Annotated in this window: 14 protein-coding genes; 5 read left to right on the forward strand and 9 right to left on the reverse strand. The window is 45.1% G+C overall.

Features of this window, described 5'->3' with window-relative positions:
* Positions 1–3: 3 nt before the first annotated feature.
* Positions 4–543 (reverse strand): DUF924 family protein, encoded by a 540-nt coding sequence (locus ADA42_RS11195; RefSeq protein ID WP_048765262.1) that lies wholly within the window; start codon positions 541–543, stop codon positions 4–6.
* Between the two features lie 208 nt (positions 544–751).
* Here ADA42_RS11195 and gshA point away from each other — a divergent pair, with 208 nt between their 5' ends.
* Both gshA and ADA42_RS11205 read left to right on the forward strand, forming a co-directional pair.
* Positions 752–2,329 carry a glutamate--cysteine ligase gene (gene gshA, locus ADA42_RS11200; RefSeq protein ID WP_048765263.1) on the forward strand — a complete coding sequence of 526 codons (1,578 nt, stop codon included), beginning with the start codon at positions 752–754 and terminating at the stop codon, positions 2,327–2,329.
* Between the two features lie 18 nt (positions 2,330–2,347).
* Entirely contained in the window at positions 2,348–2,860 is a 513-nt protein-coding gene (locus ADA42_RS11205; RefSeq protein ID WP_025095628.1) for a disulfide bond formation protein B, read from the forward strand.
* A 59-nt stretch (positions 2,861–2,919) separates the two neighbouring features.
* Here the strand turns inward: ADA42_RS11205 and ADA42_RS11210 are convergent, their stop codons facing one another.
* A complete protein-coding gene (locus tag ADA42_RS11210; protein WP_004933805.1) occupies positions 2,920–4,263 on the reverse strand; it encodes a GPI inositol-deacylase in 1,344 nt (447 codons plus the stop codon).
* Positions 4,264–4,479: 216 nt separating this feature from the next.
* On the opposite strand from ADA42_RS11210, the gene ADA42_RS11215 reads away from it, so the two are divergent.
* Together ADA42_RS11215 and parE are read left to right on the forward strand one after the other, a co-directional pair.
* Positions 4,480–5,064: a YqiA/YcfP family alpha/beta fold hydrolase gene (locus ADA42_RS11215; protein WP_048765264.1), complete on the forward strand. Its 585-nt coding sequence runs from the start codon at positions 4,480–4,482 to the stop codon at positions 5,062–5,064.
* Positions 5,065–5,079: 15 nt separating this feature from the next.
* The gene (gene parE / locus ADA42_RS11220) at positions 5,080–6,960 is read left to right on the forward strand and encodes a DNA topoisomerase IV subunit B (RefSeq protein WP_048765265.1); all 1,881 of its coding nucleotides are present in this window, start codon (positions 5,080–5,082) and stop codon (positions 6,958–6,960) included.
* A 49-nt stretch (positions 6,961–7,009) separates the two neighbouring features.
* Here the strand turns inward: parE and ADA42_RS11225 are convergent, their stop codons facing one another.
* The 4 genes from ADA42_RS11225 to alc form a co-directional block, all read right to left on the reverse strand.
* Complete coding sequence (locus ADA42_RS11225) at positions 7,010–7,918, reverse strand: AEC family transporter (protein ID WP_004933810.1); 909 nt, start codon at positions 7,916–7,918, stop codon at positions 7,010–7,012.
* A 150-nt stretch (positions 7,919–8,068) separates the two neighbouring features.
* Positions 8,069–8,839: a hypothetical protein gene (locus ADA42_RS11230; RefSeq protein WP_048765266.1), complete on the reverse strand. Its 771-nt coding sequence runs from the start codon at positions 8,837–8,839 to the stop codon at positions 8,069–8,071.
* 102 nt (positions 8,840–8,941) lie between these two features.
* On the reverse strand, positions 8,942–9,457 hold the full coding sequence (locus tag ADA42_RS11235) for an ureidoglycolate lyase (protein WP_048765364.1): 516 nt from the start codon (positions 9,455–9,457) through the stop codon (positions 8,942–8,944).
* A gap of 14 nt (positions 9,458–9,471) precedes the next feature.
* A complete protein-coding gene (gene alc / locus ADA42_RS11240) occupies positions 9,472–10,476 on the reverse strand; it encodes an allantoicase (protein WP_048765267.1) in 1,005 nt (334 codons plus the stop codon).
* Between the two features lie 213 nt (positions 10,477–10,689).
* Between alc and hpxO the strand changes: the two genes are divergently transcribed.
* Positions 10,690–11,847, forward strand: a complete 1,158-nt coding sequence (gene hpxO / locus ADA42_RS11245; RefSeq protein ID WP_004944763.1) for an FAD-dependent urate hydroxylase HpxO — start codon at positions 10,690–10,692, stop codon at positions 11,845–11,847.
* A 61-nt stretch (positions 11,848–11,908) separates the two neighbouring features.
* On the opposite strand, the gene ADA42_RS11250 is transcribed toward hpxO, so the two are convergent.
* From ADA42_RS11250 to uraD, 3 genes are all read right to left on the reverse strand, one after another.
* Entirely contained in the window at positions 11,909–12,634 is a 726-nt protein-coding gene (locus tag ADA42_RS11250) for an outer membrane protein OmpK (RefSeq protein ID WP_004933826.1), read from the reverse strand.
* Positions 12,635–12,823: 189 nt separating this feature from the next.
* The gene (gene uraH, locus ADA42_RS11255) at positions 12,824–13,147 is read right to left on the reverse strand and encodes a hydroxyisourate hydrolase (RefSeq protein WP_025095621.1); all 324 of its coding nucleotides are present in this window, start codon (positions 13,145–13,147) and stop codon (positions 12,824–12,826) included.
* Entirely contained in the window at positions 13,144–13,647 is a 504-nt protein-coding gene (uraD, locus tag ADA42_RS11260; RefSeq protein ID WP_171063719.1) for a 2-oxo-4-hydroxy-4-carboxy-5-ureidoimidazoline decarboxylase, read from the reverse strand. Before uraD ends, uraH begins: the two co-directional genes overlap by 4 nt.
* Positions 13,648–13,722: the final 75 nt, after the last annotated feature.

Below are 13,722 nucleotides of genomic sequence, written 5' to 3' on the forward strand. Positions count from 1 at the left end.
GTATCAGAAATGACTGCCGGGCTGGGTAAGAAATTCAAGCTCCTCCGCACTGGAGGTGCGCCCCAAAATGGCGTTACGGTGCGGATAGCGGCCAAATCGATCAATAATCTGCTTATGCTTTTTTTCAAAGCTTAGGTTGGTTTCATTACCCAAGCGCTGAAACAGTTTGAGCGCAAACTCATGAATGGCTTTCGATTCACTGTGCATAAACGGCATATATAAAAATGAGCGCTGCTCTGGGCTTAACTGTGCATCGAGTTTGAGCGCGATCGCCTCTTGTGCAAGGCCCAGCGCGAGTGGATCTTGAGCAAATGCACTGGCGTTGTCACGATAAAGATTGCGTGAAAAATGATCCAGCACAATGATTTCGGCCAGACGGCCTTCTGGTGTGTGTCGCCATGACCAAAGCTCGACGGCACAGGCCTGCCGATGTATTGCCTCAAAACGTGTTCGAATCAGCTGATCAAATGCCAGGTCTTTGGCATACCAAAAATCGGTGTGTTCGGGGGCAAACCAGAAATCCAATACGTCTTGATAATTCATCGAAATTACAGCTCGTTAGCAGATATTCTTCAATAAAATCACAAATCTTGCATGTCTTAAATACTAAGTTTGTGATAAAAAAGTGCCGAAATGAAAATATTCAATTTTTTCGAAATTAGTTTTGCCGCTGCTATGCCCAACATAATTCACGTTATACTAATAACATTATGATTTTGTGTAGTAGTTCTATCATTAGCGAGCATTGTCCATGAGTCAACCCAATTCGACCTCTCAATCTGTAGTGCAAACTTGGGTGGATTCGTCATTATTAAACGGCATGTTGCGGGGCATCGAGCGCGAGAGCTTGCGTATGCAAGGCAACGGCTTTTTATCACAGCAACCCCATCCGCACGGTCTGGGTTCGGCACTGACGCATTCACGCATCACCACCGATTACTCTGAAGCCTTGATGGAGTTTATTACACCGCCCAAAGCCAGTATTGAAGAAGTTTTAAGCGAACTTAAAGACATTCATGCGGTGGTGCATGGGCATCTCGATGAAGGTGAGAAGTTATGGCCACTTTCAATGCCATGTATGCTCGATGATGAAGAAGAACAAATTCCGCTGGCCAATTATGGCACATCCAATATTGGTCGCTTTAAAACGCTGTATCGACGCGGGCTAGGTGTACGCTACGGCCGTCGTATGCAAACCATTTCGGGTGTGCATTACAATCTGTCATTTCCAGACACGTTATTTGAAGCCTTGCAGGCGCATGAAACCGACCATGCGCTTCAGCAGATGAACTTGCAAGATTATCGAAGCCATCGCTATTTTGCCCTGATTCGTAATTTTATCCGCCTGACGCCACTGGTAATTTTTTTGGTTGGGGCAAGTCCGTCCGTATGCCGCTGTTTTCTGACTGGACGCGAGCATCATTTGCTGCCACTGGTTCGTGGAACATTATATTTACCCGATGCAACCGCATTGAGAATGGGTCGTCTGGGTTATCAAAACTCGGCCCAGAAGAAACTCGGCATTCATTACAACAATCTAAATGGATATCTGGAAGGTTTGCAAAATGCGGTAAAAACGCCGTATGAGGCCTTTAGCGCGCTGGGCTTAAATGATGATCAAGGTAAGCCGATCCAGATTAATGATCATGTGCTGCAAATCGAAAACGAATATTACAGTCTGGTGCGCCCAAAGCAGGTGCCGCAAGGCGGTGAAACGCCATCGGATGCGTTACGTAACCGTGGGGTTGGCTATGTAGAGTTGCGTGCTGTTGATGTCAATCCGTATAGTCCGATCGGAATTGATGAAAACACAGCAGGCTTTTTAGAGGTACTCGCTTTGTATTGCTTGCTTCTGGACAGCCCGCCACTTGAGAGTGATGAGCAAGATATGATTGAGCGTAACCAAACTGAAGTGGTCAATCGGGGTCGCGCGAAAACGGCTCAAATTGAGACCTCTGACGGAGTTTACGCTGTACGTGACTGGGCGCGTCAGCATGTGAATGAAATGCAAGCCTGTGCCGAGTTGCTCGATGAAAGCTACCAGACATCGTTGTACAGTGATGCTTTGCGCGTTATGCAGCAGCGCATTGATGACGTGAATCAGTCTTTGTCGGCACAAGTGATAAAAGACACCTTGACCCACGGTGGAACATGGAGCTTTGGCAGTGTTTTGGCCGAGCAACATGCAAATATCTATGATCAATATTCGTTAAGTGCTGAAAAACAAACCTATTTCGAGCAGCTTGCTCAACAGTCACGTCAACAACAGTATCAACTCGAACAAGAATCCTCGCTCAGCTTTGAGGATTATCTTGCTCAATTTCGATAACAATTTTGAGGAATGCGCATGCAGTGGAGTTATCGCTTCGTAAGTGGTGTATTGGTTCTGGCCAGTATTGTCGGCATGTCTTTTGCGCTCTACTTGGAGCATGTAAAAGGACTTGAACCTTGCCCGCTGTGTATTTTTCAGCGTGTCGGGCTGATGGCGATGGGCATCATTGCACTGATCGCATTTTTGCATAATCCAGTTTCAAATGCAGTGAAACGCTTTTATGCCTTCTTGGCTTCACTGGGGATTTTGTGGTCGGTGGGTGTGGCATCGCGTCATGTCTGGTTACAGACGTTGCCACCCGATCAGGTGCCTAGCTGTGGGCCGGGCCTGAACTATTTGCTCGATGCATTGCCACTTAAAACCGTCATGCAGCAAGTGTTACAAGGCTCTGGTGAGTGTGCCGCAATTGACTGGACCTTTCTGGGTCAGTCCTTACCGGTATGGTCTTTGGCGTATTTTGTGCTCATCTTGGCGATCTGCGTGTGGCAGCTTTTACGCCATTACCCGATCTACGCCAAGAAAAAATAGAAATGCAATACACAATCCCGAATGATGTTGCATCATTCGGGATTTTTTTCGAGTTGATTTTAGGTTTCCGCAATGCCATGAAGTGATGGCGTTGAATGCTGAGGAACATTGATCATATGCGTTTGGACACCTGTGGTGACATAATCTTGATGCTCAGGATAAAACCAGCGTGTGATCTGCTCTGCAACACTCGAATGGTACTGAATTTCAAAATGGTTCAGTCCATTAAAAACCGCTTTGTGGGCATCGGGAACTTTTAAATGAAAGCGTGGATTAGGATGTTCGCCCAAAGCACTTTTTACACTGACCAGATAATCTCCAATAATCGAAAGGGCCTTATTTTTAACGTTTTTAAACTCGACTGTGCCCGCAATTAAAAAGGTATTGATATGAGACGGTAGTGGAGCCGGTTTACGATTGTCATCCATGAGCCCAATTCGGGCTTCTAAATGTTCCCAGTCATCATCTCGGACACTGCCATGACGCAAGTCTAAAATCCCGTTGCTGCGAATATTGACCAGATGGCCAATTAACTTCACAAAGGGAAAGCGCCCGAGTCGATCTTGCAATGAAAAGCCAAAACGCTCAAGTACCGCGCCGTGGTGAGGCGAGCCAATACAGACCAGATTATCGACCATCTGTATCCAGCGATACATATTTTGCTTGCCATAAAACAGCGCACTGCGCGACACCAGTCCACCCATACTATGACCGATTAAATCAATACTGGTAATGCCCGGATTTCGGTTAATCAGATCTTCAAGTGTATTTGACAGGCTACGGCCATTGGCAGAAATACGCCGACCCGTATTGTAATTCAGATACAACATAAAATTGTTGTCGCGCTGGGCCAGCAGCCGCTCTCCAATGCCGCCAAAATTACGGTTTGACCAATCGGTATGATTCATGCACAGGCCATGCACAAAAATTACCACACGGCCAGCCAGATCACCTTGTTGCAAGGCGCCATAATGATCATAAAGCACCATCGGAAGTGCCAACGGATTTTGATATTTGAGTAAATAATCACCGAGTACACCGTTTAATGCGCCCACCAAAAAATGCAGCATCGGGGTCAGCGGTTTGTCATGCAAAATTGGAAATTTTTCGATAATACGACGCAAACTGGGTGCAATAAACATACGGCCATAACGCTGCAGCATGCTGTATGAAAAGGTATAGATATTTTGAACTTGCGGAATACGCAAAAACCGACTGGATTGTTGTTCGCTCATCCCCAGCGTATTTTTTAAAATTTCATGATGAATGATTTGCACAATATCATGCACCCCCCACAAGCTGGTGCTCACCAGTTGCGCAAGGCCTTCAAGCACATCCGCTTGACTGGGCGGTGTACGGTCCCATTTGCAATATGTCTCATGAAGTGGAGTTAGACTGGTCATGATTATTTTCCCCGACTCACAAGGCCCGATACTTTATTTTTCATATGCTTCAGGCTATAAAACAGTTTATATGTCATCTTAAGCGCTATACAGTGCAATGTTTCAACATACTGATGAATGGCGCGTAGAGAGATGTTTTTTGTCTGACAATCGCGTATTGCAACAAAAAACCTATATAGCCTTACCGTTTTTACTCATTATACGTGGTTCGTAGTGATGAATCTGATCTATTTACATGGCTTTAGAAGCAGCCCGCAGTCCATCAAGGGGCAGCAGCTCAAGCAATTTGCCGAGAAAGATCCAGAGGTATCTGTACATTTACCCGATCTAAATCTGCCGCCGCTTCAGGTCATGCAAAAACTTGATCAATTGGTTGAATCACTTTCCGATGTCGCGCTGGTCGGCAGTAGTCTGGGCGGCTTTTATGCGACTCAACTTGTCGCAAAACATCATCTGCCTGCTGTGCTCATTAATCCGGCCATGCGACCATGGCAACTGTTTCGCGAGCTATTTGCAGATGAAGCCTTGCCGTATACCGTGGCAGCTGGCTGGACGCTTGATCATCAGCAACTGATTGAACTTGAACAGATCGCGGTCACTCAACTCGAGGTTGCCGACAAAATACTCGTGCTGTTACAACAGGGCGACGAAGTTTTGGATTATCGCGAAGCACAGCGCTATTATACTCAGTCATCGCCTGTATCCTTGATTTTCACGGATGCACATGGTAACCATGCCATGGAAGATTTTGAAAAAAAACTGCCATTTATTCTGGCATTTTTGTCCTATTCGCTAAAATAAAGGAAGTCCCCCAACGTGTCACAATATACGGCTCAGTCACTTGAAGTTTTGTCAGGTTTAGATCCGGTTCGTCGTCGTCCCGGTATGTATACCGATACAACACGACCAAACCATCTGGCGCAGGAAGTGATTGACAATGCTGTCGATGAAGCATTGGCCGGGCACGCCAACAAAATCCGCGTCACCGTGTATCAAGATGGCTCGTTATCGGTCGAAGATAATGGCCGAGGTATGCCGGTGGATATCCATCCGGAATATGGCCAAAGCGGTATCGAGATTATTTTGACCAAGCTGCACGCTGGGGGGAAATTTAGCACGGATAATTATCAGTTTTCTGGTGGATTACACGGTGTGGGCATTTCTGTGGTCAATGCCTTGTCGAGTCGGGTAGAGGTCGATGTTCAGCGTCAGGGCAACCTGTATAAAATGGTATTTGAGCACGGTGAACCTACTGGCCCTTTAGCGGTACAGACGGGTAAAGCACCGAAACGTGCTTCGGGAACCACGGTTCGATTCTGGCCAGAAGCCAAATATTTTGATTCACCTAAATTTGCACTGAAAGCACTCAAGCACAATTTAAAGGCCAAAGCTGTTTTGGCAGCCGGCTTACAAATTATTTATGAGGATCAAATCAATAACGAAACCATCGAATGGCAATTCGAAAATGGTTTGGTCGATTATCTCATGGACGAACTCGAAGATCGTGAGATTTTGCCTGCACCAGCTTTTTTAAGTAGCGGACAGGCAGAGCGCGCCAGCTGTGAATTTGCCATTTGCTGGAATGTTGAAGGTGGCGAGCAGATTCAGGAAAGTTATGTCAACCTCATTCCAACGGCGCAAGGCGGTACGCATGTCAATGGTTTACGCTCTGGCGTGACAGAAGCCTTGCGTGAGTTTTGTGAGCTACGTAACTTATTGCCACGTAATCTTAAACTCTCGGCAGAAGATGTTTGGGATGGCGTGAATTTTATTTTGTCGCTTAAGTTTCAAGAGCCGCAATTTTCTGGCCAAACCAAAGAGCGTTTATCGAGCCGTGAAGCCTCGGGAATTGTACTCAATATTGCCAAAGATGCCTTTGCGCTGTGGCTGAATCAGCATGCCGAAATTGCCATGCAACTGGCGGAAATGGCCATTTCCAAAGCAGGGCGCCGTTTAAAAGCCGCAAAAAAAGTTGAGCGCAAAAAAATAGTCTCAGGGCCGGCATTGCCCGGCAAACTGGCCGACTGTGCGGGCCAAACCCGAGAAGAATCTGAGCTGTTTATTGTCGAAGGTGACTCGGCAGGGGGCAGTGCCAAGCAGGCGCGAGATAAAAACTTTCAGGCCATCATGCCGATTCGCGGCAAAATTTTAAATACGTGGGAAGTGTCGTCAGATGAGGTACTGGCCTCACAGGAAGTGCACGACATTGCGATTGCCATTGGTGTCGATCCGGGCAGTGATGATTTATCAGAACTGCGCTACGGCAAGGTTTGTATTCTGGCCGATGCGGACTCGGATGGTTTGCATATTGCCACTTTGCTGTGTGCTTTGTTTGTAAAGCATTTTCCAGCTTTGGTCGAAGAAGGGCATTTGTATGTGGCCATGCCGCCTTTGTTTCGAATCGATGCCGGAAAGGATGTGTTTTATGCCTTGGATGATGAAGAACTCGATTCAATCCTGAGCAAGTTAAAAACCAAAAATCCGCAAATTACCCGATTTAAGGGCTTGGGTGAAATGAACGCCAGTCAGCTGCGTGAAACCACCATGGACCCAGATACGCGCAGACTGGTTCAGCTGGATCTGGATGATGCACACATGACCGCGGGTTTACTCGACAAGTTACTGGCCAAGAAGCGCTCAGCCGACCGTAAGCACTGGTTAGAACAAAAAGGCAACTTGGCTGATATTGCTGTTTAATGAAAAAAACCCTGTTTGAAAACAGGGTTTTTTATAGAGCAATTTAAGCCTACAAATACTGAGTGACGAAGTACAGCGCGAGCGGAACAGTCACGACGGAAAGTACGGTGCTGAGCATCACCGAAGTGGCGGCTTTTTCTGGATGTAAACCTAAATTATTTGAAATCACCACCACATTGGCGGCCATAGGTGTTGCTACCATTAAGGCAATCACTTGTAGCACTAAAATATCAGTCGGAAAAATGAGATAGAAAATGACAAAACCCACCACCGGATACACGATATGTTTCCAGAAAATTGATAAAATTGAATAGAGCCAGTCAAATTCGATCTTGGTGAATTTCGCGATGGTGATTCCAATCGTCATCATTCCTAAAACACTATAAGCACCTTTAAAATTACTTAAAAATGATGACACGATCGGATTAAGATTCAGATCGAGATATTTAAATAATATGCCCAGTATCGCCGCATAAATAATTGGCATTTTGATGACTTTGATCAAACTTTCTCGATACGTACTGTTGCCTTTTGCCGTAATAAAATAGCCAACTGTAAATTCATATAAATTGATGCCAATAATAATAAATATGGCAATCGCGATTTGTGTTGGATCAAAAATTGCCAAAACCAGAGGCAAGGCAAAATAACCCGTATTTCCTGTTCCTGCGGCAAAACCAAATAAATGGACTCGACTGTCTTTCCAGAAAAGTCGCGCGAATATCAGCCCTAGCATGGCCATAAAAGAAGCCAATAAGAAAGCACCAGCAGAATACTTTAAATAGCGCCAGTTGGCTGGTGACTCAGTTATGGCGTAAAAAATAACAAATGGCGAAATTACATAGACCAAGAGTGCCGCAATATCTTTAGAATCTAACTTAAACCTTTTACCAACGCCCCAACCAATTCCGGAAATAAAAAGCAGTAAAAATGCACGTAAAAAAACTTCAATGACCATAACTTAAACTCGACAGACCCTAATTTTTATTAAGGATTTTTTTAATCGTAATAAAATTTTAAAAATTATAGGGTTAAGTAAATCTTTATACAAGTCTGTCTATTTTCGCATTAACGCATCATTGCGTATGGGTATTTCCGTATTTTGAAGTTATGGCGAGCCTTTTCTGGTTTTTTGATTTAAGTCCGACTCGACTTTTTGATAGATGCCATCGGCAAATACGTTGTGACCAAAGCCACATGCGGAGTCACTTTCACTTTGTTTGATGGTAATAAACTGACCGATTTTGGTATCTGCATTAAATGCTAAATCGATTTTACAGTCTTGATAACGGTACTGTGCCTGTTTTTGACTCAGCGGCATTTGAATCGTGAAGTTACCCATATTGGGGCCATAAATCAGACCGCGTAATCCAAAATAATAACCTTGAAAATCGATTTGATAGCTTTTGGCTTTTTTGCTGACAAAAACGTAATTCCATTGCCCGAAACCATTTGGTCTTACATAGGTGCCTTCAAGGCTGCTAGAAATCGCAGGTGGAGGCAACTGTTTTAAATTAAAACGACTGGTATCTGTCGTGCCATCGCGCAAGAACCATGCACGCGCCCAGAGCGGCTGTCCATTTTTGGCATAACTGAGCCCCACATTATTGTTGGCCAGATCCATATCGCGTGCAGTCAATTTAGAGCCACTTTCTTCCTGATTTAAAATACAAAAATGTGTCCATGACGCCTGTAATTCAAACTGATCGATCGCTTTAGCATAGTCGCGCTGATCGTAATATTTTTTCCCTAGCTGTGCATAGGATTTAATCTTGGCGCAGCCTTGCTTAAGTTCTTGTTCATATGAAATTTCGGCAGCACTAATTTGTGCGATTGCAGTGCCTAATAGTAATACACTCAGTTTAAAAAATGTCGTCATTGGTCTTGTTCTGTTTTCATGTCATACACGCTATGTTAGCGAAGTTTAGCGCAATATAAAATCAAAAGCCCCGACGAATCGGGGCCAATGCGTAGCGAAACTTTATATCATTTCTTGGATGCAAACCGGTTGCTCGAATCGATACACATCACAATTGTGGCCTGTACCAATCCGATCAATCACAGCAAAGTCGCTGGGTGCTTCAAGTGTCAGTAATGGATGATGCCATGTGCCAGCACGATAATTCACCCCCTGACTGCCATCAGACACAAACGCATGAATCTGATCGAGATCTGGTTGATCGGGATGCGTCTTTGAGGCCAAGGCGACCACAATCAGAAACTTCTGACCCTGCATCGGAATAAATGCTTGCGAACCCGCAGGATGTCGCTCAAGCATTTCGATTTGAAATGGCACAGCAGTGGCTTTGATATTTCGAAAAATACTAATACCAGCTTTGGCTTCACCCTGAATTTCCGTTTCAACAATGGCATGATAGCGCTCGGTATGCGCATCGTTAATGTGAAAAAAGGCATGCCCTGTACAGCTGATCACCTCGCCAAAGGCCTGAAAGTTTTCAACAGTGAGTGGCTGAATCTGAATGTTTCGTTGCGGCATAATGAATTCTCGGTTTAGACCAGTTTGCCCCATAGACGAATACGGCTAATGCCACCATCTGGAATCATATTCACGCGAATATGAGAAATTTTTTCGTGTGCCAAAATTTCATTGATATACGCATGGACATGATCCATCTGCATATCTTGCGCTTCTAGAAGGAATGGCCAGAACATGCTTTGCGGAATTAACTGTGGGTCGGTAGCATTTTCAATATAAATGGCTTGGATTGATACTTGCGCAGGGTAATTCCCTTTAAAGTGTGCCGTATCGATCTCAATTTTGTCGATTTTTCCTGCTTTGCCCAGTGCCAGTACGCACCAGTCAAATCCTGGTGCACGGCGACGTTTGGTTTCCCAGCCATCACCCATGTTTACACCACGGCCCGGATTAATCAAATTACGCGGATGACCAAAATGTGCGTCGCTATAGGCAATGACGCGGCCACCGTTTTGTAACGCCAGTAAATCTAAGGTTTGGTCTGTATCTGTGGTCTGAATCTGGACCTCACCATAGACACGTAAACGTGCTATACCACCATCTGGAAAAATATTCAGTCGAATATGCGTGAAAATACCGTCTTGATTCACATCAAAAACATGATGCTGGCTTGGCCCTAAAATCGAATTGCCCAAAAGTGGTTGCCACTTTGCGTGTGCAGTGTCTCCATTTGGTGCATAGCAGCCCTCTAATGAGGCAGATGCCGGATAATTGCCGGTAAAAAAAGTGGTGTCAATATCGACAGCCTGAATCGTGCCTGCAACACCAAGTTTCACAATGCACCAATCATAACCAGCATGACGTTTACGACGGGTTTCCCATCCATCCATCCATTTTCCGTTGTCGTCAAACTTATCTTCGACAAAGATTGGTGCTTCAAATTGCAGCATCCGCTTTGCCTCAGCAAAAAAATCATCTGAACATTCAACAATTTGAGCGCCAATTCTGGTATCTGCCAGATTGGTTAGCGAATGTAGTGCTGATGGGAGTTCAAATGCTGGTGCAAGAAGCGTGGCCATTGTATATTTCCGTTATAAGTAATTAATCAAGATCAACTTGACGTAAGTTGATGTGTCTTTTTAACTCAGAATGACACAAAAATGCATCATCATCGTGCTTTGTTATGCAGGGTATATGCCAATTCTAATAATCTGGTGCATTTCCCTACACGTGGCATGGATTTGGCTTAAGACAATATAAGATAAAAGTGTCGTAAAAATAAGGAGTAACACATGAATGTGGTCATTATTGGTGCAGGTATGGGCGGCTTAACGACAGGTATTGCCTTAAAAAAGTTTGGTCACCAAGTCCGCATTTATGAGCAAGCGGAGCAAATTCTTCCGGTTGGTGCTGCCATTTCCCTCTGGTCCAATGGCGTCAAATGCTTGAATTATCTCGGTTTGGCCGATAAAATTGCGCGACTCGGCGGGCAGATGGATCATCTGGCTTATGTGGATGGTCTGAGCGGCGAAGTCATGACCGAATTCAGTTTGCAGCCTTTAATTGAAGAGGTGGGTCAGCGCCCTTATCCGGTTTCTCGTGCCGAACTACAAGCCATGCTGATGGATGAATTTGGCCACGATGATATTCATTTGGGTAAGCGCATGATGTCCTTGAAAGAAGTTGAACAAGGGGTCGAAATCCACTTTGCCGATGGTAGCAGCACGCATGCCGATATACTGGTAGGCGCTGATGGAACGCATTCAATTACCCGTGCTTACGTTTTGGGTGAGCAGGTCGAGCGCCGTTATGCCGGTTATGTCAACTGGAACGGTCTGGTCGAGATTTCTGAAGATTTGGCTGGCCCACATCATTGGACCACCTATGTGGGCGAAGGTAAACGTGCTTCACTCATGCCTGTGGCCAATGGTCGCTTTTATTTCTTTTTAGATGTGCCATTAGCTGCGGGTTTGGAAAATGACAGATCTACTTATAAAGAGCAATTAAAAGGATATTTCTCAGGCTGGTGTCCGCAAGTGCAAACCCTGATTGAGCGCTTAGATCCGCAAAAAACCAATCGGGTCGAAATTTGTGATATCGAGCCGTTTGCACAGTTCTACAAAGGTCGCGTGGTTTTAGTAGGCGATGCTGCGCACAGCACCACGCCGGATATCGGGCAAGGTGGCTGTCAGGCGATGGAAGATGCAATTTATCTGGCACGTTCACTGCAAATCAATACTTTAAGTATAGAAGACGCGCTGAAACGTTATCAGGAGAAGCGCAACCAACGCGCCAATGAAATGGTACTTCGGGCCCGTAAACGCTGTGATGTGACGCATATGAAAGATGAAGCTGTGACCCATGCATGGTATGCAGAATTGCGTCAGGAAAAAGGGTTGCACATTATGAATGGCATTATTGGCAATATTGTCGGAAACCCGCTGGATTAAAGCCTTTAGAGGTCTAGATGAGTTGGCATCGGGATACATGGCGTATCCCGATGTTGATATTTTAGAAGTGGTATTTGACCAAGGCACTGACGTTATGCTCGTCGAAACCTTTTAAGCCAAATTTGTTATTCCAGATGGAATGCTCAATACCTAAATACAAACGTGTGTCTGGTGAAATATGCTTGCCCACGTTCCATTTGTACTGCGTGGTCCAGTTTAATTCGCTGGCATGATCGCCTTCAGCGGTTGACCAGTCCATGAATCCGTCTACCAAGAACTCTTCCTGAGCAACTTTAAATGGTAGCGCATAGACCGCTGTCATCTGGTAGTCATCGTCGGTTTTTTCGTTATTGGCACGGTAAAAGTTCAGTGCAAAATACTGAAAATACGGGACGTTGAAATCGACCGCGAAGCCGTAAAGGAAGTTGTCAAAGTTATTGCCATTGGCACTGTTGCTTTCCCATGTGGTCGACACCAACACATCTTTGATTGGCCCATAGGCAAAGGAATGCCCAGTAATTTCACCTAAGCTAAAACGAGGTGAAAGCTCGAAGTAGGTACTTTTATAATCGTCGCTGCCACGCATGCGATCCATAAAAAAGAACACATCGGCATATTTCACTTTGGCTGCATATTCAAGCGTAATGGTGGTTTCCTTTTTATCCACCACTTCGTAATTTTCCCCGTAAAGCCCTGTCACACTAAAATCTTGCCAGATCGGTTTCGCATATAGTGCGGCGCTGCCAGTCATCATCAATGCGGCACAGGCCAGTTGCGTCAGCTTCATAAATTTTATCCCCATAAAAGCGCGTCAATAATAGCGCGCCGGGGCTAAAATAAAAGCAGAATTTAAACTTTCACTAAAACTCGGCAGTTTATACAAAGCCAGTCCCTTGGCTTTGTAATGATCTGGTTTTAAAGGTGTTCCTCGCCATGATGGCACTGATAAACGAGCGTATCGCAAAAAGGTGTTGTATTAGCTGCCACGATAGGTCGAGTAAGCAAAAGGACTAATTAAAAGTGGCACATGATAATGCTCTTCCGGGTTTTCAATATTGAATTGAATCAATACATTGGGGAAAAAAGTCTTGAGCTGTTTCTGTGCAAAATAAGGTGCTACATCATATTCGAGTAAATAGGCGCCAGCGCTTATTTGCGTTAAACCAAATGCTTTTAAACGGCCATCTTGGTCGGTGCGGCCTTGGCCTAGCAGCGTGCGTGTGGTGGCGTCGTAGAGACGGACATCTACATTTTGCGCGGGTTTACCCAGATGCGTATCTAAAATATGCGTGCTAATCATGGCTCAATTCCTTGAGAAAGTCTTAAAAGGGCAATCGCTGCAAGCTGTTCATGCACGATTTGTTTTTCGGTGTCGATATCATGCGACAAACGCTGGTTCAACGCACTGAGCATTTGGTCACTGCTCAAACCTGCGGCCTTGATCAAGAAAATAAAACCAAACTTTTCTTCATAGGCCATATTGCCTTCAAAAAGTGCGCGTTGCGTGGTTTCATCTTGCTTTACCCCCGATTGCTCTGCATCTGAAAATGCGGCTTCGCGCTCAGTCAACGCTTGTTTGGCTTTCTTTTCACCGATACGCGGATGCGTCGCCAGCGCTGCTTCAATATCTTGCCACGTCCAGCGTTCGGCTTGATTTGCCGCGGTGCTCAGTAGCTCATCACGAGATGAATAGGGACGCTGTTGGCTTAGTGTCTGAGTCCATGATGGAATATGTACACATGCATGCAACACGGTCTTTGCATCGTCGATCGGCGCAGCATTAAATTCAGAAAAACGCACTGTTTTCATCCATATGCAAAAAGGTACTTCCTGATTATGGAGCAATTACAATGCCACTGGGAATAGATATCTCCA

The organism is Acinetobacter sp. 243_ASPC (assembly GCF_001054715.1).
Lineage (GTDB): Bacteria > Pseudomonadota > Gammaproteobacteria > Pseudomonadales > Moraxellaceae > Acinetobacter > Acinetobacter soli.

What these genes read in the sequence shown, in the direction of transcription:
- ADA42_RS11195 (WP_048765262.1), bottom strand. Translation starts at nt 543, where the DNA reads ATGAATTATCAAGACGTATTGGATTTCTGGTTTGCCCCCGAACACACC.
- gshA (WP_048765263.1), top strand. Translation starts at nt 752, where the DNA reads ATGAGTCAACCCAATTCGACCTCTCAATCTGTAGTGCAAACTTGGGTG.
- ADA42_RS11205 (WP_025095628.1), top strand. Translation starts at nt 2,348, where the DNA reads ATGCAGTGGAGTTATCGCTTCGTAAGTGGTGTATTGGTTCTGGCCAGT.
- ADA42_RS11210 (WP_004933805.1), bottom strand. Translation starts at nt 4,263, where the DNA reads ATGACCAGTCTAACTCCACTTCATGAGACATATTGCAAATGGGACCGT.
- ADA42_RS11215 (WP_048765264.1), top strand. Translation starts at nt 4,480, where the DNA reads ATGAATCTGATCTATTTACATGGCTTTAGAAGCAGCCCGCAGTCCATC.
- ADA42_RS11225 (WP_004933810.1), bottom strand. Translation starts at nt 7,918, where the DNA reads ATGGTCATTGAAGTTTTTTTACGTGCATTTTTACTGCTTTTTATTTCC.
- ADA42_RS11230 (WP_048765266.1), bottom strand. Translation starts at nt 8,839, where the DNA reads ATGACGACATTTTTTAAACTGAGTGTATTACTATTAGGCACTGCAATC.
- ADA42_RS11235 (WP_048765364.1), bottom strand. Translation starts at nt 9,457, where the DNA reads ATGCCGCAACGAAACATTCAGATTCAGCCACTCACTGTTGAAAACTTT.
- alc (WP_048765267.1), bottom strand. Translation starts at nt 10,476, where the DNA reads ATGGCCACGCTTCTTGCACCAGCATTTGAACTCCCATCAGCACTACAT.
- hpxO (WP_004944763.1), top strand. Translation starts at nt 10,690, where the DNA reads ATGAATGTGGTCATTATTGGTGCAGGTATGGGCGGCTTAACGACAGGT.
- ADA42_RS11250 (WP_004933826.1), bottom strand. Translation starts at nt 12,634, where the DNA reads ATGAAGCTGACGCAACTGGCCTGTGCCGCATTGATGATGACTGGCAGC.
- uraH (WP_025095621.1), bottom strand. Translation starts at nt 13,147, where the DNA reads ATGATTAGCACGCATATTTTAGATACGCATCTGGGTAAACCCGCGCAA.